Annotated in this window: 16 protein-coding genes; 9 read left to right on the forward strand and 7 right to left on the reverse strand. The window is 62.5% G+C overall.

What is annotated here, in order from left to right; translation table 11 throughout:
• Window positions 1–22 precede the first annotated feature (22 nt).
• The 6 genes from alr (at window position 23) to QQL85_RS09430 (ending at window position 6,830) form a co-directional block, all read left to right on the forward strand.
• Window positions 23–1,252, forward strand: coding sequence for an alanine racemase (gene alr, locus QQL85_RS09405; protein WP_284355652.1), 1,230 nt, complete (start codon window positions 23–25; stop codon window positions 1,250–1,252).
• A gap of 24 nt (window positions 1,253–1,276) precedes the next feature.
• The gene (locus tag QQL85_RS09410) at window positions 1,277–2,455 is read left to right on the forward strand and encodes a pyridoxal phosphate-dependent aminotransferase (RefSeq protein ID WP_284355651.1); all 1,179 of its coding nucleotides are present in this window, start codon (window positions 1,277–1,279) and stop codon (window positions 2,453–2,455) included.
• 43 nt (window positions 2,456–2,498) lie between these two features.
• Window positions 2,499–3,200, forward strand: coding sequence for an NAD(P)H-dependent oxidoreductase (locus QQL85_RS09415; RefSeq protein WP_284355650.1), 702 nt, complete (start codon window positions 2,499–2,501; stop codon window positions 3,198–3,200).
• Between the two features lie 192 nt (window positions 3,201–3,392).
• Complete coding sequence (locus tag QQL85_RS09420) at window positions 3,393–4,496, forward strand: polyamine ABC transporter substrate-binding protein (protein WP_284355649.1); 1,104 nt, start codon at window positions 3,393–3,395, stop codon at window positions 4,494–4,496.
• 34 nt (window positions 4,497–4,530) lie between these two features.
• On the forward strand, window positions 4,531–5,943 hold the full coding sequence (locus tag QQL85_RS09425) for an aminotransferase (RefSeq protein ID WP_284355648.1): 1,413 nt from the start codon (window positions 4,531–4,533) through the stop codon (window positions 5,941–5,943).
• A 53-nt stretch (window positions 5,944–5,996) separates the two neighbouring features.
• Window positions 5,997–6,830: a helix-turn-helix domain-containing protein gene (locus QQL85_RS09430; protein WP_284355647.1), complete on the forward strand. Its 834-nt coding sequence runs from the start codon at window positions 5,997–5,999 to the stop codon at window positions 6,828–6,830.
• A gap of 63 nt (window positions 6,831–6,893) precedes the next feature.
• Here the strand turns inward: QQL85_RS09430 and QQL85_RS09435 are convergent, their stop codons facing one another.
• The 5 genes from QQL85_RS09435 to QQL85_RS09455 all read right to left on the reverse strand — a co-directional run bounded on the left by QQL85_RS09435 (window position 6,894) and on the right by QQL85_RS09455 (window position 13,231).
• Window positions 6,894–7,973, reverse strand: a complete 1,080-nt coding sequence (locus QQL85_RS09435; RefSeq protein WP_284355646.1) for a PAS domain S-box protein — start codon at window positions 7,971–7,973, stop codon at window positions 6,894–6,896.
• A gap of 80 nt (window positions 7,974–8,053) precedes the next feature.
• The gene (locus QQL85_RS09440) at window positions 8,054–9,025 is read right to left on the reverse strand and encodes a PDR/VanB family oxidoreductase (RefSeq protein WP_284355645.1); all 972 of its coding nucleotides are present in this window, start codon (window positions 9,023–9,025) and stop codon (window positions 8,054–8,056) included.
• Between the two features lie 79 nt (window positions 9,026–9,104).
• Window positions 9,105–10,226, reverse strand: a complete 1,122-nt coding sequence (locus QQL85_RS09445; protein WP_019097878.1) for an aromatic ring-hydroxylating oxygenase subunit alpha — start codon at window positions 10,224–10,226, stop codon at window positions 9,105–9,107.
• Window positions 10,227–10,347: 121 nt separating this feature from the next.
• Window positions 10,348–11,946, reverse strand: a complete 1,599-nt coding sequence (locus QQL85_RS09450) for a BCCT family transporter (RefSeq protein WP_284355644.1) — start codon at window positions 11,944–11,946, stop codon at window positions 10,348–10,350.
• Between the two features lie 193 nt (window positions 11,947–12,139).
• Window positions 12,140–13,231, reverse strand: a complete 1,092-nt coding sequence (locus QQL85_RS09455) for a tartrate dehydrogenase (RefSeq protein ID WP_019097876.1) — start codon at window positions 13,229–13,231, stop codon at window positions 12,140–12,142.
• Window positions 13,232–13,329: 98 nt separating this feature from the next.
• On the opposite strand from QQL85_RS09455, the gene QQL85_RS09460 reads away from it, so the two are divergent.
• Window positions 13,330–14,241 carry a LysR substrate-binding domain-containing protein gene (locus QQL85_RS09460; protein WP_284355643.1) on the forward strand — a complete coding sequence of 304 codons (912 nt, stop codon included), beginning with the start codon at window positions 13,330–13,332 and terminating at the stop codon, window positions 14,239–14,241.
• Window positions 14,242–14,255: 14 nt separating this feature from the next.
• Here the strand turns inward: QQL85_RS09460 and QQL85_RS09465 are convergent, their stop codons facing one another.
• Window positions 14,256–14,738 (reverse strand): Lrp/AsnC family transcriptional regulator, encoded by a 483-nt coding sequence (locus tag QQL85_RS09465; protein ID WP_284355642.1) that lies wholly within the window; start codon window positions 14,736–14,738, stop codon window positions 14,256–14,258.
• 123 nt (window positions 14,739–14,861) lie between these two features.
• On the opposite strand from QQL85_RS09465, the gene QQL85_RS09470 reads away from it, so the two are divergent.
• Both QQL85_RS09470 and QQL85_RS09475 read left to right on the forward strand, forming a co-directional pair.
• On the forward strand, window positions 14,862–15,893 hold the full coding sequence (locus QQL85_RS09470) for a histone deacetylase family protein (RefSeq protein ID WP_284355641.1): 1,032 nt from the start codon (window positions 14,862–14,864) through the stop codon (window positions 15,891–15,893).
• An 87-nt stretch (window positions 15,894–15,980) separates the two neighbouring features.
• Window positions 15,981–17,384 (forward strand): amino acid permease, encoded by a 1,404-nt coding sequence (locus tag QQL85_RS09475; RefSeq protein WP_284355640.1) that lies wholly within the window; start codon window positions 15,981–15,983, stop codon window positions 17,382–17,384.
• 12 nt (window positions 17,385–17,396) lie between these two features.
• Here QQL85_RS09475 and catR read toward each other — a convergent pair whose 3' ends face one another.
• On the reverse strand, window positions 17,397–18,269 hold the full coding sequence (catR, locus tag QQL85_RS09480; protein ID WP_284355639.1) for an HTH-type transcriptional regulator CatR: 873 nt from the start codon (window positions 18,267–18,269) through the stop codon (window positions 17,397–17,399).
• Window positions 18,270–18,291: the final 22 nt, after the last annotated feature.

Here is an 18,291-nt window from a genome sequence, read left to right on the forward strand (position 1 = left end):
ACGAACAACAAGAGAAACCACCATGCCATTTCGCCGTACCCTTCTGGCCGCTTCCCTGGCCCTGTTGATCACTGGCCAGGCCCCGCTGTACGCCGCGCCGCCGCTGTCGATGGACAACGGCACCACCGCCCTGACCGTGCAGAACAGCAACGCCTGGGTCGAAGTCAGCGCCAGCGCCCTGCAACACAATATCCGCACCCTGCAGGCCGAACTGGCTGGCAAGTCCAAGCTGTGCGCCGTGCTCAAGGCCGATGCCTATGGCCACGGTGTTGGCCTGGTGATGCCGTCGATCATCGCTCAAGGCGTGCCGTGCGTGGCGGTGGCCAGCAACGAGGAAGCCCGCGTGGTCCGCGCCAGTGGCTTCACCGGGCAACTGGTGCGGGTACGCCTGGCCAGCCTCAGCGAGGTGGAAGACGCCTTGCAGTACGACATGGAAGAGCTGGTCGGCAGCGCCGAATTCGCCCGCCAACTCGACGCCATCGCCCAGCGCCATGGCAAGCCCTTGCGCATCCACCTCGCGCTCAATTCCAGCGGCATGAGCCGTAACGGGGTGGAGATGAGCACCTGGTCCGGCCGTGGCGAAGCGCTGCAGATCACCGACCAGAAGCACCTCAAGCTGGTCGCGCTGATGACCCACTTCGCCGTGGAAGACAAGGACGATGTGCGCAAGGGCCTGGCGGCGTTCAACGAGCAAACCGACTGGCTGATCAAGCACGCCAAGCTCGACCGCAGCAAGCTCACCCTGCACGCCGCCAACTCGTTCGCTACGCTGGAGGTGCCGGAAGCGCGCCTGGACATGGTGCGCACTGGTGGCGCGCTGTTCGGTGACACGGTGCCGAGCCACACCGAGTACCAGCGTGCGATGCAGTTCAAGTCGCGCGTGGCCGCTGTGCATAGCTACCCGGCTGGCAACACCGTCGGCTACGACCGCACCTTTACCTTGGCCCGTGACTCTCGGCTGGCCAATATCACTGTCGGCTATTCCGACGGTTATCGCCGGGCGTTTACCAACAAGGGCCATGTGCTGATCAATGGCCACCGTGTGCCGGTAGTGGGCAAGGTGTCGATGAACACGCTGATGGTGGACGTTACCGACTTCCCGGATGTGAAGGGGGGCAATGAAGTGGTGCTGTTCGGCAAGCAGGCTGGTGGCGAAATCACCCAGGCCGAAATGGAAGACATCAACGGCGCCTTGCTCGCCGATTTGTACACCGTGTGGGGCAGTTCCAACCCGAAGATCCTCGTCGACTGAAACCGCCATTGAAGGGAGATTGCCATGCGCTACGCCAAGCTCACCCAACGCATCGCCGGCGACGGGGCTGCGGCCTGGGACATCCATTACCGCGCCCTGGCGTTGCAGGCCGAGGGCAAGGACATCCTGCTGCTCTCGGTAGGCGACCCGGACTTCGACACACCCGCGCCGATCGTTGACGCGGCCATCGACAGCCTGCGTGCGGGCCACACCCATTACGCCGATGTGCGCGGCAAGCTGGCCCTGCGCCAGGCCATTGCCAACCGCCACCGTCAGCGCAGCGGCCAGGCGGTCAGCGCAGACCAGGTGACCGTATTGGCGGGTGCTCAGTGCGCGCTGTACTGCGTGGCCCAGTGCGTGCTGGACCCGGGCGACGAGGTGATCGTTGCCGAGCCCATGTATGTCACTTACGAGGCCGTGTTCGGTGCTTGTGGTGCCAAGGTGGTACCGGTGCCGGTCAAGCCGGAGAACGGCTTTCGCGTCTGCCCGCGGGACGTGGCCGAGCGCATCACGCCGCGCACCCGTGCGTTGGCCCTGAACAGTCCGCACAACCCCTCGGGCGCAAGCCTGCCCCGTGCGACCTGGGAAGCACTCGCCGAATTGTGCATCGCCCATGACCTGTGGCTGATCTCCGACGAGGTGTACAGCGAGCTGCTGTACGAGGGGGAACATGTGAGCCCAGCCAGCCTGCCGGGTATGGCCGAACGTACCGCCACCCTCAACAGCCTGTCGAAGTCGCATGCCATGACGGGCTGGCGGGTGGGCTGGGTAGTCGGTTCGGCTGAACTGGCCACGCACCTGGAAAACCTCGCCTTGTGCATGCTGTATGGCTCGCCAGACTTCATTCAGGACGCTGCGGTGGTGGCGCTGGAGCAGCAGTTGCCCGAACTGGACGCCATGCGCGAGGCCTACCGCCAGCGCCGTGACCTGGTGTGCGAGCAACTGGCTGGCTGCCCGGGCCTCAAGGCGTTGAAGCCCGATGGTGGCATGTTCGTGATGGTTGATATCCGCGAAACCGGCCTCAGTGCCCAGGCCTTTGCCAACCGCCTGCTGGACAGCCAGGGCGTGTCGGTACTGGCCGGCGAAGCCTTTGGCCCCAGCGCCGCCGGGCATATTCGCCTGGGTCTGGTGCTGGGCAACGATGCGCTGGTCGATGCCTGCCAGCGCATCGCCCGCTGTGCCGGCGCGCTGATGCAAGGCTAAGCGACGGCGGCAAAACAACCTGTTTTGTGCAAGGAGAACACGAGTGAATGTACTGATCGTCCACGCTCACCCCGAGCCACAATCGTTTACCGCCGCACTGCGCGACCAGGCTGTGGAAACCTTCCGCGCCCAGGGGCACCAGGTGCAGGTCAGCGACCTGTACGCCATGGGCTGGAACCCGGTGGCCAGTGCCGAAGATTTTACCCCGCGTGAGAACCCGGAGTACCTGGTGTATGCCCTTGAGCAACGTCAGGGCGTCAAGCGCGGCGCCATTGCCGAGGATATCCAGCAGGAGCTGGACAAGCTGCTGTGGGCTGATTTGCTGGTGCTGAACTTCCCGATCTTCTGGTTCTCGGCGCCGGCCATGCTCAAGGGCTGGATCGACCGGGTGCTGGTGTCGGGGGTGTGTTATGGCGGCAAGCGCTTCTACGACCAGGGTGGGTTGGCGGGCAAGAGGGCGCTGGTGACCGTGACCCTCGGCGGGCGCGAGCACATGTTTGGCGAGGGGGCGATTCATGGGCCGTTGGAGGACATGTTGCGGCCCATCTTGCGCGGTACGCTGGCCTATGTGGGGTTCGAGGTGCTGCCGCCGTTCGTGGCTTGGCATGTGCCGTATATCAGCGATGAGGCGCGGCAGGGCTTCTTGCAGCAGTACCGGCAGCGGCTGGAGCAGCTCTCAGATGATCAGCCGCTGGTGTTTCCGCGGTTGGCGCAGTTCGATGAGGCGCTGTACCCGCTGACCTGATCGTTCTCCTGTACCAACCCTTGGGGCCGCAACGCGGCCCCAACCTGTTATCGGCATACGAGATTCCGCAAACCTGGCAATGCCGTCTGCCAAAAACGACCACCCACACATTCGGGGTATGTCCCCCCTCGGCAAATCCCTCGATAGTGCACCCATCGGCTCGATCCGGAGCATTCACACGATGGAGTTGCCATGCGCAAGGTACTGAAGGTGATGGGTGGTCTGCTGCTGGTGTCTGGCGCCAGCCTGGCCCAGGCGGCAGAGGTGGACAGCGGTAACACGTTGCGGTTGTACAACTGGACCGACTACATCGGCGAAACCACCCTGGCCGACTTCGAGAAGGCCACCGGCATCAAGGTCATCTACGACACCTTCGACGGCTACGAAACGGTGCAGACCAAACTGCTCACCGGCCGCTCCGGCTACGACCTGGTCATGCTCAACGCATCCTTGGTACCGCCACTGATCAGCGCCGGGGTGTTCCAGGCGCTGGACAAGCAGCAACTGCCCAGCTGGCAAAACCTCGATCAGCAGGTGGTCAACAACCTGCAGGGCTACGACCCTGGCCTCAAGTACTCGGCGCCCTACACCTGGGGCAGCTCGGGGGTAACCTACAACGTCGACAAGATCACCGCGCGCATGCCCGACGCGCCGATCGGTTCGCTGGCCATGCTGTTCGACCCCAAGGTTGTCTCGCGCTTCGCCGACTGCGGCGTCACCCTGATGGACGCGCCTACCGAGGTCATCCCGCTGGCCCTGCAGTACTTGGGCAAGGACCCGCGCAGCGCGTCGCCTGCCGACCTCAAGGCGGCCGAACAACTGCTGCTGGGCATCCGCCCCTACATTCGCAAGTTCGACTCGGTCAACTACCTCACCAGCCTGCCCAACGGCGATGTCTGCCTGGCGCTGACCTGGTCCGGTGACTACGCCACCGCCCAGGCCCGCGCGGTGGAGGCGAAGAAGGACATCAAACTGTCGTTCTTCATCCCCCGGGAAGGTTCGCTGATCTGGTTCGACAACCTGTACATCCCCAAGGATGCGCCTCACGCGGCCAACGCACACCGTTTCATCGAGTTCCTGCTGCAGCCGCAGACCATGGCCAAGGTCACCGACTACATCCACTACGCCAACAGCAACGCCGCTGCCACCGCGCTGGTGCGTGACGACATCCGCCAGGACCCGGCCATCTACCCCGACGCACAAACCCGTGAGCGCCTGTTCGCGCAGAAAGCCCAGAGCCCCAGGGACATGCGCGCCATCACCCGGGTCTGGAGTACGGTCAAGACCGGTTTCTGAACACTGCCCAACGATTCCCGCCAAGGAGCTGCCCATGGCCACCCCAAGCAAAGCATTCGCCATCGCCCACGACCCGCTGGTGGAAGCCGACAAGGCCCACTACATGCATGGCTACCATGTGTTCGACGAGCACCGCGAGCAAGGCGCGCTGAACATCATCGCAGGTGAGGGCGCGTACATCCGCGACACCCACGGCAACCGCTTCCTCGATGCCGTCGGCGGCATGTGGTGCACCAACATCGGCCTGGGGCGCGAAGAAATGGCCCTGGCCATCGCCGATCAGGTGCGCCAGTTGGCGTATTCCAACCCGTTCTCCGACATGGCCAACGACGTGGCCATCGAACTGTGCCAGAAGCTTGCGCAGCTGGCGCCGGGCGACCTGAACCATGTGTTCCTCACCACGGGTGGCTCGACTGCTGTCGACACCGCCTACCGGCTGATCCAGTACTACCAGAACTGCCGGGGCAAGCCTCACAAGAAGCACATCATCGCCCGCTACAACGCCTACCACGGCTCCACCACCCTGACCATGTCGATCGGCAACAAGGCTGCCGACCGGGTGCCGGAGTTCGATTATCACCACGACCTGATCCACCACGTCTCCAACCCTAACCCGTACCGCGCGCCGGACGACATGGACGAGGCCGAGTTCCTCGACTTCCTGGTGGCCGAGTTCGAGGACAAGGTCCTTTCGTTGGGCGCTGACAACGTGGCAGCGTTCTTCGCCGAGCCGATCATGGGGTCGGGCGGGGTGATCATTCCGCCCAAGGGCTACTTCCAGCGCATGTGGCAGCTCTGCCAGACCTACGACATCCTGTTCGTTGCCGATGAAGTGGTGACCTCGTTCGGGCGCCTGGGCACCTTCTTCGCCAGCGAGGAGCTGTTTGGCGTTACCCCCGACATCATCACTACCGCCAAAGGCCTGACCTCGGCCTACCTGCCGCTGGGGGCGTGCATTTTCTCTGAGCGCATCTGGCAGGTTATCGCTGAACCGGGCAAGGGCCGTTGCTTCACCCATGGTTTCACTTACAGCGGTCACCCGGTGTGCTGCACGGCGGCGCTGAAGAACATCGAGATCATCGAACGCGAGCAGTTGCTGGATCACGTCAAGAACGTTGGCGGTTACCTTGAGCAACGCCTGCAAAGCCTGCGCGAGTTGCCGTTGGTGGGGGATGTGCGCTGCATGAAGTTGATGGCCTGTGTCGAGTTCGTGGCCGACAAGGCCAGCAAGGCGCTGTTCCCGGACGAGGTGAACATTGGTGAGCGCATCCACAGCAAGGCCCAGGCGAAAGGGCTACTGGTGCGCCCGATCATGCACCTGAACGTGATGTCGCCGCCGTTGATCGTTACCCATGCGCAGGTGGATGAGATCGTCGAAACCTTGCGCCAGTGCATCATCGAAACCGCGCGCGAACTGAGCGCGCTTGGCCTGTATCAGGGCCGATGAACCTGGCGCACAGGGCTGTGCGGGGGCGTGCCTGGCAGGCTAGACTGCCGGGCATGACCCAGGCCACTCCCGACACCCCGCTTACCCTGACAATGGGCGCGCTGCAGCAATGGCATGCAGCGTTGCAGCGTGCATTGGCCAATAGCGAAACCCCCGAGGCGCTGGCGTATGTGGCCGCCGCCATCGGCCAGCTGGTGCAGGTGGAATCGATGATGATCAGCCTGGAATGCCAGGGGTGTGCGCCGCAGCTGTTATACCAGCAAGGCATTCCCGAACTGCACCGGGCCGCTGTGTTGGAGCGCTACTTCAGCGCTGGCTACTTGCTCGACCCGTTCTGTCTGGCTGTGCAAGGCGGCTTGGCCGAAGGCTTTTATCACCTGCTGGAAATCGCCCCCGACAATTTCTTCGACAGCGACTACTACAAGGCCTATTACCTGGGCACCGGTTGCAGCGAAGACAGCTACTACATCGTCGACCTCAGCGCTGGCCGCAAGTTGTCGCTGAGCCTGTTCCAAGGTTGCAGCGGCACGCCCCTGAGTGCCGGGCAGGTCGATCTGCTGCGGGCGCTGGAGCCCATGGTGCGCGAACTGCTGGGACGCTATGCCCGGCATAACCTGGAGCCTGGCACCGCATCGGTTGAGCGCGGCGGTTTGCAGGCGGCGTTCGACAGCTTTGGCTGCCAGGTGCTGACCGACCGCGAGCGCGAGGTGGCACACATGATTCTGCGCGGACACTCGGTAAAATCCACCGCACTGGAGCTGGGTATCTCGCCTGAGACGGTGCGTATGCACCGCAAGAACTTGTACCTGAAGCTTGAGATCAACTCGCAGTCCGAGTTGTTTGCACGGTTTATCGACTGGTTGCGCAGCGATCACCTCGAAAATTAGAGCCTGATCTCGGTCAGTCTAGGTTGCAGGGGGCTGCTGCGCAGCCCATCGCCGGTAGCCCTATCACAAAGCGGCCAGTCTAGCCTCCAGTGCGGCAATGTGCGCCTGCAGCCGTTCATGTTCCTGGCGCTCGGCGCTGATGTCTTCGAACACGCTGATCAGGTGCTCCGGCTCGCCATTGGCATGGCGCTGCAGCGAGGTGCGGGCGCGTACCCAGATGTACTCGCCGTTCTTGTGACGCACACGCTTTTCCACCTCGTAACGCTCGGTTTCCCCGGCCAGCATGCGCTGCAACATTTGCAGGTTCTGCGCCAGGTCGTCGGCGTGGGTGATCTGCTGGAAGGTCATGCCGTAGAGTTCTTCGGCGCGGTAGCCCAGCAGCTCGCACAGGCTGTTGTTGACCCGCTGCCAGGTGCCGTCCGGGTCGATGTAGGCGAGGGCCCCCCAGGCCAGCTCGAAGATCGCCCGGAAGCGTTCCTCGCTCTGGCTCAGTGCCTGCTGGGCCACCTGGCGTTCAGTGTTGTCCATGCTGATGCCGACCATTTTCACCGAGCGCCCGGCGCTGTCGCGCACCACCGTGGCACGGGAGGAAATCCAGCGTACCTCGCCGTTGGGGCGGGTAATGCGGAAGTCGCACTCGCAGCCGGTGCCGTCGGCCACCGCTTTGGCATACATCGCCTGCATGCGTTGCACGTCTTCGTCGGGCAGGTGTTTCCAGAAGTCTTCGTTGTGGTGCACCGGCCAGCCGTATACTTGCTCGACGTTGGGGGAGTAGGTGACTTCGTCGCTGATCAGGTTCCATTCCCAGGTGACGATGCGTGCGCCTTCCTGGGCCAGCTTCATGCGTGTTTCGCTTTCCATGATCTCGGCGGTCAGGCGCCGGCGCAGGTCGGTCATCGGCAGCTCGACCACCTGGGGTTGCTGGATGTTCTGCAGGGCTTCGTCGCCATAGCGTAGCCAGATCCAGTTGACCTTGAGAAAGTCGGCCAGCTTGCGCAGGTTGTCGTAGTCGATCTCGCCGCCACGGGTCCACTTGTGCACCGCGGTGCGCGAAATGCCCAAGGCCGTGCCCACGGCTTGCAGGGTCAGCTTGTGATGCTCAAGCAGTTCCTTGAGGCGGAAGGCGAAGCTGTTTTCCAACATCGGCAGGGTGTCCTGATCTGGGCCAAGAGCCTGCCAGTATACGCAAGCCGTCAACTTTTGGTTGACGGCCGTTGCCGAGGTTACAGATCCAGCACCAGCCGCGCCGTACGGGCGCGAGAGACGCACAGCATGATGCTCTGCTGGGCGGCCTTCTCGTCGTCGCTCAGGTACTGGTCGTAATGCTCGGCTTCACCTTCGAGGATCGCGGTTTCGCACGTTCCGCACACGCCTTCGCGGCACAGGCACTCGACCTTGGCAGCCTTGGACTTCTCGATGGCCTGCAGAATGGTCATGCCTTCTTCCACCTGCAACTCCACCCCCGACTGCGCCAGTACCACGGTAAAGGCAGTGCCGGTGACCGGCGTGGCGGCAAACTGTTCCCAATGCACGCGCTGCTCGGCAATGCCGGCCTTGGCGGCGCAGGCGATGACCGCGTCGATCAGCGGTTTGGGGCCGCATACATACAGGTGCGCATGTTCGTCCAGGCCCGCGCACAGGGCGGCGAGGTCGAGCTTGCGGTCAAGGCTGTCGATGTAGAACCGCGTGTTGGCGGCATGCGGGCCCTTGGCCAACTGGTCCTGGAACGCGCCGTGCTCCGGTGCGCGGAAGGCATAGTGCAGCTCGTAGTCGGTGCTGCCGCCTTCCAGCTCATGCAGTTGCGCCAGGAACGGGGTAATGCCGATGCCGCCGGCAATCAGTACATGACGGCCAGCCGAAGGGTCCAAGGCAAACAGGTTGTTGGGCGAAGAAATGGTCAGGCGCGTGCCCACTTGCACCTGCTGGTGCATGAATGCCGAGCCGCCCTTGGACTGCTCTTCCAGGCGCACGCCAATCTGGTAGCTGCGGGTGTCGCGCGGGTCGCTCATCAGCGAGTAGGCGTTGCTGAACTGGGTGCCGTCGGCGCCCTGCATCTGCACGATGACGTGGCTGCCACCGGTGAAGGCGGGCATGGCCGCGCCGTCTTCGCGGGCCAGGGTAAAGCGCTTGATCAGCGGCGTGGCGTGTTCCACATCGGTTACGCGGACGCTGAACATTTCATAAGTGTTGGCCATGGTTCACCTCGACTGCCTGGGTGCGCGGCAGGCCCTGCCGCGCACCTTTTACGTGCATATAAACGTGGAGCGGTTGCCATCAATCGTCGAGGTGGGCCACGGCGATCAGGTTGTGGAAGTGGGCAATGCCGTGCTCGCTCATGCCGCTGCGTTCGCGGTCGGCCATGATGCGGCCCTGGCCGCGGTAGCCACGCGACTTCAGGCCCTTCTGCACGCTTTCGACCAGACGCAGGTCTTCGGGGCGGAACACTTCGCGGTACCAGTCGATCAGCTTCTGCTGCTCTTCGCTGATGTCCTTGTTGAGGAAGTAGATGTCGTAGTGCTGCAGGGTGGTTTCGGCATCGACCGGGAACTCGTAGATCACGGTCATGAAGTTGGCCCCTGGCGGCACATTGAACATGGTGCACGGCCAGGCCCAGAAGCCGGCGAACGACGGGTCTTTCACGTTTTCGTCAAATTTGAACGACTGCTCCGAAGGCTTGGCCAGGCCGTATTGCAGGGTCCAGTTGCCGTGTAGGCTGTGGCTGTACTGGCCAACGTCCACCGAGTCGGAGAAACCAGGGTGGGCAGGGGCGCAGTGGTAGCACTCCAGGTAGTTGTCGACGATCGACTTCCAGTTGGCCGGGGTGTCACTGACAAAGCGCGCTGCCAGGTGCAGGTCGTCGATCACCGCGCAGGCTTCACGCATGCGCGCTTGCATGCCTGGCAACTGGTCTTCGACGGAACCTGCGTCCATGTCCATATTGATGAAGATGAACCCGGCGTATTCTTCTACGCGCAGCTGCACCAGGGTGGAGTTTTCCTTGTCGAAGTTGACCACGTTGTCGCAGTTGCGGGCGTGGGCCAGTTCGCCGTCTAGCTTGAAGGTCCAGGCGTGGTACGGGCAGGTGATGACGTTCTTGGCTTTGCCGCTGCCGCTGAGCAGCTGGTGGCCACGGTGCGGGCAGACGTTGTAGAACGCACGCAGCACGCTGTCACGGCCGCGCACGACAATGATGCTTTCGCCAATCACTTCGCGGGTGATGTAGGCGTTGTTGTCTGCCACTTCGCTGCGGTGGCCTACGCAGATCCAGCTGCGGGCGAAGATGGCTTCTTTCTCGTGCTCGAACACCGCAGCCTGGGTGTAGAAGGTGGCCGGGATGGTGAAGGCCTCGTCGGCATTCGCGCAGAAATCGGCGGGCAGGCGTTTGAAGTCGTTCATGACAGGTATCTCACAAGCTCGGTTTATAGTTGTTGGTTAACGCGTATCTGTTGGTTAACAGATCAGGCAAAAAAATTTGCAGCGCTTCGAGGGGGCCGCAGTGCAGCCCCCTTTGATTTAATCAATGCACGGCAGCAGCGCTGCGCGGGGCCTGATCGGTGGGTTCTTCACCGGCCATGCGCGCAGCTTCCTCCTCGATGACATGGGCCGGTACCTGGCCGTAGTCGGCGATCATCCACTTGAAGAAGCCGTAGATCTTCACCAGCAGAATCACCATGAACGGGATTGCAGTCAGCACCACGGCGGTCTTCATGGTCGACAGCGAGGCCTTGGCGAACAGCATGGCCAGCGGCACCAAAGTCAGCACCACGCACCAGAACAGGCGGTGGGTTGGCGTCGGGTCGTCGCCCTCACGCAGGTTGCGGGTGCTGGTCGCCGCCACCGCGTAGGCTGCGGCATCCATGTGCGAAGCACAGAAGATGGCCATGATGAACAGGTACACACCGAGGAACACCTGGCCCCACGGCAACGCCAGCAGCAAGTGCGTCACGGCCGATTCGCCACCTTGCTCGGCGAGCATCTTCGGTACATCCACCGCGCCGGTGATGAACTGGTGCATGCTGTAGCTTTCCAGCGCACCGAAGAAGAACCAGCAACCGAAGCTGCCACCCAGCAGCAGGGCCAGCACCACTTCCTTGATCTGGCGGCCACGCGAAACGCGGGTGACGAACATGGCCACGCCCGGTGCGTACGACACCCACCACAACCAGTAGAACACCGTCCAGTTGCGGGTGAAGGCACCGTCGCCGGCCGGGTCGGTGAACAGGCTCATGTGCACATAGTTCTGGATCATCAGGCCAATCGAGTTGGCGGTGTTGTTGAGGGTGAACTGGGTCGGGCCCACCAGCAGCACGACCGCGGCAAACACCAGCGCGCCGATGCACACCATCTTGCTCAGGCGCTGCAGGCCGCCATCGATGCCGATGTAGGAGCTGAGCGAGAACATCACCGCCACGCCGCCGATCACCATCAATTGCACGGTGAACGTATCCGGGGTGCCGGTCAGGTCGTGCAGGCCCCGCGTCAGGGTGGAGGCGGTGAGGGCCAGCGACACGGTCAGTGCGCCCATCATGGTCAGCAGGAAGATCAGGTCGACGGTACGGCCTACCGGCCCGGTGGCCTTGAAACCTGTCACCGCTTCGATGACCGAAGCCAGATTCAGGCCGCTCTTCTTGCGTACATGGAAGTGGTAGGCCATGGCCAGCGAGGCCAGGGCGTAGATCGACCAGGCGCTGATACCCCAATGGAAGAACGAGTAGCCCACGCTGTATTCCAGCGCCTTGGGCGTGGCGGCGGCGATGTTCAGGCCTGGGGTCTGGTAGTAGTAGGCCCACTCCATCACACCCCAGTAGAGGGTCGACGACCCCATGCCGGCGCAGATGAACATGAACACCCAGGTGGCGGTGGCATATTCAGGCTTGCCGCTGCCCAGGCGGATATTGCCGTACTTGCTGAAGGCCAGGTACAGCACGGCCAGGGTACTGGCGAACACCAGTACCTGCACGCTGGTACCGAAGGTGCGGGTGGACAGTTCGAACAACTGGTTGGCGGCGCTTTCAGCCTGGGAGGGGAAGGCTGCAAGGCCGATCACGGTGAGCAGTACGGCAATCAGGCTCACGGTAATCAGGAACACATCAATCTTTTTATTCTTGTGCGACATCATCGTCTCCTGGACGTTGGCGTACTTGTTATACCCGGCAGGCATCCGGGGTGCTGCGGTACTGCTCCTTCCTTGGTGGTTAACCAGTGGTTTACGAGAATCTAATGGTTAACAGATTTTGCATACAATCCACACCGCTCGCAAGAGGCAAGGGGCCGATTGTCAGACACTTCTGACAATCGGCCCCTGTGCATCAGGCTTCGACCAGCGCGGTAATGGCCTGGCCCACTTGTTGGGTGGACTGCTGGCCGCCCATGTCGCGGGTTACGTCACCGGCGGCGATGACCTGCTCGATGGCCTTGAGGATGTCGTCGTGGGCAGCCCGGTAACGTGGGTCGGTGCCGTCGTTGCCGAGGAAGTCGAGCATCAGCGCGCCGGACCAGATCATCGCGATCGGGTTGGCGATGTTCTTGCCGTAGATGTCTGGCGCCGAGCCGTGCACCGGCTCGAACAGCGACGGGAACTTGCGCTCGGGGTTCAGGTTGGCCGAGGGCGCGATGCCGATGGTGCCGGCGCAGGCCGGGCCGAGGTCGGACAGGATGTCGCCGAACAGGTTCGAGGCCACGACCACGTCGAAGCGGTCTGGCTGCAGCACGAAGCGGGCGCAGAGGATATCAATGTGCTGCTTGTCCCAGCTGATTTCCGGATAATTGGCTGCCATGGCGGCGGTGCGCTCGTCCCAGTACGGCATGCTCACGGCCATGCCGTTGGACTTGGTGGCCGAGGTGACGTGCTTGCGCTCGCGGGTCTGGGCCACCTCGAAGGCGTATTTGAGAATGCGGTCGACGCCACGGCGGGTGAACACCGATTCCTGCAGCACGAACTCGTTCTCGGTGCCTTCGAACATGCGTCCGCCCAGCGACGAGTACTCGCCCTCGGTGTTTTCGCGGATGACCACGAAGTCGATGTCACCGGGTTCACGGCCAGCCAGCGGGCACGGTACACCCGGGAACAGGCGCACCGGGCGGATGTTCACATACTGATCGAAATCGCGGCGGAACTTGAGCAGCGAACCCCACAGCGAGATGTGGTCCGGCACCTTGTCTGGCCAGCCCACGGCACCGAAGTACAGGGCGTCAAAATCCTTGAGCTGTTCGAACCAGTCGTCCGGCATCATCTTGCCGTGGGCCAGGTAGTAGTCGCAGCTGGCCCATTCGAAGAACTCGAAGCTGATGTCCAGGCCGTGCTTGCGCGCAGCGGCCTCGACCACGCGAATGCCTTCTGGCAGTACTTCGTTGCCGATGCCGTCGCCAGGGATTGCCGCGATTCTGAACGTCTTGCTCATGGGGGTGCACTCGTTGTCTAGGGAACAGGTGCTGGCCATGCTATAAGGGCTTGGCTTGGAGATAATCTGGCCAATCATTGATTCTTGGAACACGCTACGTGAATAATCTGCCCAGCCTCGACGACCTCAACATCTTCCTGCAGGTGGCCAAACGTGCCAGCTTCGCGGCCGTGGCCGACGAGTTGGGCATGTCGGCGGCGTACATCAGCAAGCGCATTCGCATACTCGAGCAAACCCTGGAGGTACGCCTGCTGCATCGCACTACGCGAAGGGTGACGGTGAGCGAGGAGGGCGAGCGGGTATATCAATGGGCATTGCAGATATTCGATGCCGTGCAGCGCATGGGTGATGACATCAGTGCCCAGCACCGCGAACCGGCCGGGCAGCTGCGCATTGCCAGCAGCCTGGGACTGGGCCGGCGCTTCGTGGCGCCGGCGTTGTCCGAATTGGCCGAGCGCTATCCACGGCTGGATGTTCGCCTGGATGTGCACGACCGCCTGGTGGACCTGATTGCAGAAGGCGTGGATCTGGACATTCGTGTGGGCAACGCCATTGCCCCCAACCTGATCGCCAAGCCGCTGGCGCGCAACCGTCGGGTGCTATGCGCCGCGCCGGCTTACCTGGCGCGGCGCGGTACGCCCAAAGTGCTGGGCGACCTTGCCAGCCACGACTGTCTGGTGATCAAGGAGCGCGACCACCCGTTTGGCGTGTGGCAACTGATGGGGCCGGACGGCGAAGAAGGCGTGCGGGTGACCGGCGGCCTGTCGACCAACCATGGCGAAGTGGCGCACCAGTGGTGCCTGGACGGGCGGGGGATACTGCTGCGTTCATGGTGGGATGTGCACGATAGCCTGCAGGACGGGCGGCTGGTTCAAGTGCTCGAGGACTATCACCAGCCGGCGGATATCTGGGCGGTGTATACTTCGCCGCTGGCCAGTTCGGCCAAGGTGCGGGTGGCGGTGGACTTTTTCCGGCAGTATTTTGCCGAGCGTTACAGTTTGCCGGAATAGCCACCGATCAGCCTTCAGGACACGGGTATCCGCGACACCGCCTTCACTTCCCGCAACGCCAGGCTCGACTGGATCGAGGCAATGCCCGGCTGCCGGCGCAAAACCTCTTCCACAAACCGGCCATAGCTCTCCAGATCAGTCGCCAGCACCGTCAGCACATAATCAGCCTCGCCGGTCACCTTGTGGCAGGACAGCACCTGCGGCAGCTTCAGGATCACTTGCTCGAAATCATCCGGCGCATTGGCCGAGTGATTACCAAAGCGCACCTGGGCAAACGCCATCACGTCGTACCCCAGCTTCCTGCGGTCGAGGTTGGCCTGGTAATCCTTGATGATACCGAGCTCCTCCAGCCGTTTGCGCCGGCGCCAGCAGGGCGTCACGGTCATCGACAGGCGCTCGCCCAGCGCAGCGCTCGACAGGGTGCCGTCCTCCTGCAAAAGGCGCAGCAGCTCGCGGTCGGTTTCGTCCAGTTCTTCAATAGCAAAAGTTTTGCTCATGGATTGTCATTACCGTTAATACTTTGCTCAAGCATCGGGTTTATCTGAGCATAAAGCAAAGCATTTTCAGGGCTATCTCGCGAAAATTGGTTATCTGGTAACCCCTTGAAAAAGGACATTCGCGTGCTGACAGTCTTTAGCAACAACCACCGCTTGCACCACGGCTCGGAACTCAAGGATGGCGCCATCACGCCATCGTTCGAAAACCCCCGCCGCGCCGACACCGTACTGGCCCGTGTGCACAGCACCGCATTGGGCGATGTGATCGCCGAACAGGCCTTCGACCGTGCCTGCTATGTGGCGGCGCACAGTGAACGGTATGTAACCTTCCTGGAAAACGCCTGGTCGGAATGGGCCGCCACCGGCAAGACCCACGATGCACTGCCGCTGGTGTGGCCGGTGCGCGACCTAGCCATCGACCGTGAACCCGGCTTCATCGACGGCAAGCTGGGCTTCTACGCCATGGATGCCGGAGCACCGATCACGGCGGGTACCTGGGAGGCCGTGCGCAGCAGCGCCAACGTTGCCCTCACCGGCATGCAGCGCATCATCGACGGTGCCAACAGTGCTTTCGCCCTGTGCCGCCCACCGGGGCATCATGCCGCCCGCGAATACATGGGCGGCTATTGCTACCTGAACAACGCCGCCATCGCCGCCGAGCGCTGCCTGAGCCAGGGCGCCAAGCGCGTAGCCGTGCTGGACGTGGACTTCCACCACGGCAACGGCACACAGAACATCTTCTATGACCGCCCCGATGTGTTCTTCGCCTCCCTGCATGGCGACCCGCATGTCTCCTACCCGTACTTCTCTGGCTATGCCCATGAAAAGGGCGCAGGTGCAGGCGAGGGCTTCAATGCCAACTTCCCAATGGGCAAGGGCACTGTCTGGGCGCAGTACCAGGTGGCCCTGCAGGCCGCGCTCAAGCGCATCGTCGCGCACAAGCCCGAATTCCTGGTCGTGTCGCTAGGTGTCGACACCTTTGAAGATGACCCGATCAGCCATTTCAAACTCACCAGTGATGACTTCCTGCGCATGGGCGCCGAGATCGCCAGTGCCGGCATCCCGACCCTGTTCGTGATGGAGGGTGGCTACATGGTCGACGAAATCGGCATCAATGCGGTGAACACCCTGCAAGGGTTCGAAAGCGCGCGCTAACCCGCGCACAAAGCGCTGGCGAGGCTGGTAAAGGGCCTTGCCGCAGCGCTGCACCATGTGACAGACCAACAATAACAAGAGGTCGCCATGCAAGACATGCCCGCAAGCCTTGAGCAAAGCAAACCGGTAACGCCCGACCGTGACGGGCACCTGCAACGCACGCTGGAAAACCGCCACATCCAGCTGATTTCCATCGGTGGCGCAATCGGCACCGGCCTGTTCATGGGCTCGGGCAAGGTCATTGCGCTGTCCGGCACCTCAATCCTGCTGGTTTACGCCATCCTCGGGTTCTTTGTGTTCTTCGTCATGCGCGCCATGGGCGAGCTGCTGTTGTCCGACCTACGCTTCAAGTCGTTCGCCGATATCGTCGCCCATTACCTGGGCCCGCGCGCCGGCTTTGTGCTGAGCTGGTCTTACTGGCTGAGCTGGAGCGTGGCGGTGGTTGGTGACGTGGTCGTGGTGGCTGGGTTCTTCCAGTACTGGTATCCCGATGCACCGGCCTGGTTACCCGCGTTCTTCACCCTGTTCGTGCTGTTGGGGTTGAACATGCTGGCGGTGCGGATATTTGGCGAGGTGGAATTCTGGTTCGGCATCATCAAGATCGTTGCCATCGTGCTGTTGATCATCACGGCGGTGGTGATGATCGCCACTTCCTACACCTCACCCAATGGCGTGGTAGCGTCGCTGTCCAACGTGGTCGCACCGGGTGCGGTGCTGCCCCATGGCATCAGTGGCTTCTTCGCCGGGTTCCAGATTGCCGTGTTTTCCTTTGCAGGCACCGAACTGATAGGCACCACCGCCGCCGAGGCGAAGAACCCGCATCGTTCACTGCCCAAGGCCATCAACACCATCCCCTTGCGTATTCTGCTGTTCTACATCCTGGCGCTGGTGTGCATCATCAGCGTGGTGTCGTGGGCCGAGGTGCCGGCCAACCGCAGCCCCTTCGTCGAACTGTTCCTGCTGGCCGGCTTCCCGGCGGCGGCCGGCATGATCAATTTCGTAGTGCTGACCTCGGCAGCCTCTTCGGCCAACAGCGGGGTCTATTCGGGCTGCCGGATGCTGTTCGGTTTGGCCGAGCGGCGTAACGCGCCGGCCCTGTTCGCCAGGCTTTCGGCGCTCAGCGTACCGGTGTACAGCCTGGTTTTTTCCGGTGTGTGCATGCTGATCGGGTTGAGCCTGCTGTTCATCATTCCCGAGGTGATGACGGTGTTCACGCTGATCTCGACGGTTTCGGCGATTCTGGTGATCTTTACCTGGTCGATGATCCTTGCAGCGTACCTTGCCTATCGCAAACGCAACCCGGCTGCGCACCAGGCTTCGCAGTTCAAGCTGCCGGGCGGGGTGCCGATGGCCGTCACGACCTTAGGCTTCCTTGGCTTTGTGCTGGTGCTGCTGGCGTTGCAGCCGGATACACGGTTGGCGCTGTGCGTGATGCCGTTGTGGTTCGTGTTTTTGCTGGTGGCCTACCGTCGCCGTACTGAACCACATTGAATGTGGTTTTGCTCATCCAACCTGCCGTTCGATCAACGCCATGCACCGTTGCACGACCGGGCTCACATCCCCCTTGCGGCGGCTAAGAATGATCGGGCTGACCGCGCCGCTATCCAGCAAGCCGACATACTCGATATCGGTGCGGTGCTGTTGTTGAACCGATGCCGGCACCAGGGTCACCCCCACGCCGACCGCCACAAGGCCGATGGCCGTCTGCAGTTCGTTGGCCCACTGGCTGACGCGAATGCTCATGCCGTGCTGGGCGAACAACGCCAGCACATGGTCGGCATAACTGGGCCGAGGGTTGGCCGGATAGAGGATGAACGCTTCGCCTGCCAATTGAGCCAGGGTAAGTGGGGGGCCCGCCAGCGGGTGGCCCTTGGGCAGCACGGCCACCAGCGGGTCTTCACGCAGAACCTGCTGGTGGATGGCGGGATCATCGATACGAATGCGCCCAAAAGCGATATCGATACGCCCGCTCTTCAGCGCTTCCACCTGCTGCAGCGTGGTCATTTCACTCAACCCCAATTCCAGCTCGCTGTCCTGGCGTAGTTCGCGGATCAGCTCCGGCAGCACGTTGTACAGGGTCGAGGGGGCAAAACCGATACCCAGCCACTGGCGATGGCCCTGGCCAATGCGGCGGGTGTTGTCGCTGATATTCTGCAATTGCTGCAACACGGTGCAGGTCTGCTCGTAAAAGAAGCGACCCGCCTCGGTCAGCCGTAGTGGGCGTTCGCGCACTACCAGCAGGGTGCCGAGCTGGTCCTCCAGTTGGCTGATCTGCCGGCTCAACGGGGGTTGGGCGATGTGCAGCAGCTCGGCGGCGCGGGTGAAGTTCAGGGTCTCGGCCAGGACCTTGAAATAACGAAGGTGGCGCAGCTCCACAAGACCTCCAGGGTATGGTGGG

The organism is Pseudomonas putida (genome assembly GCF_030159595.1).
GTDB lineage: Bacteria > Pseudomonadota > Gammaproteobacteria > Pseudomonadales > Pseudomonadaceae > Aquipseudomonas > Aquipseudomonas putida_AC.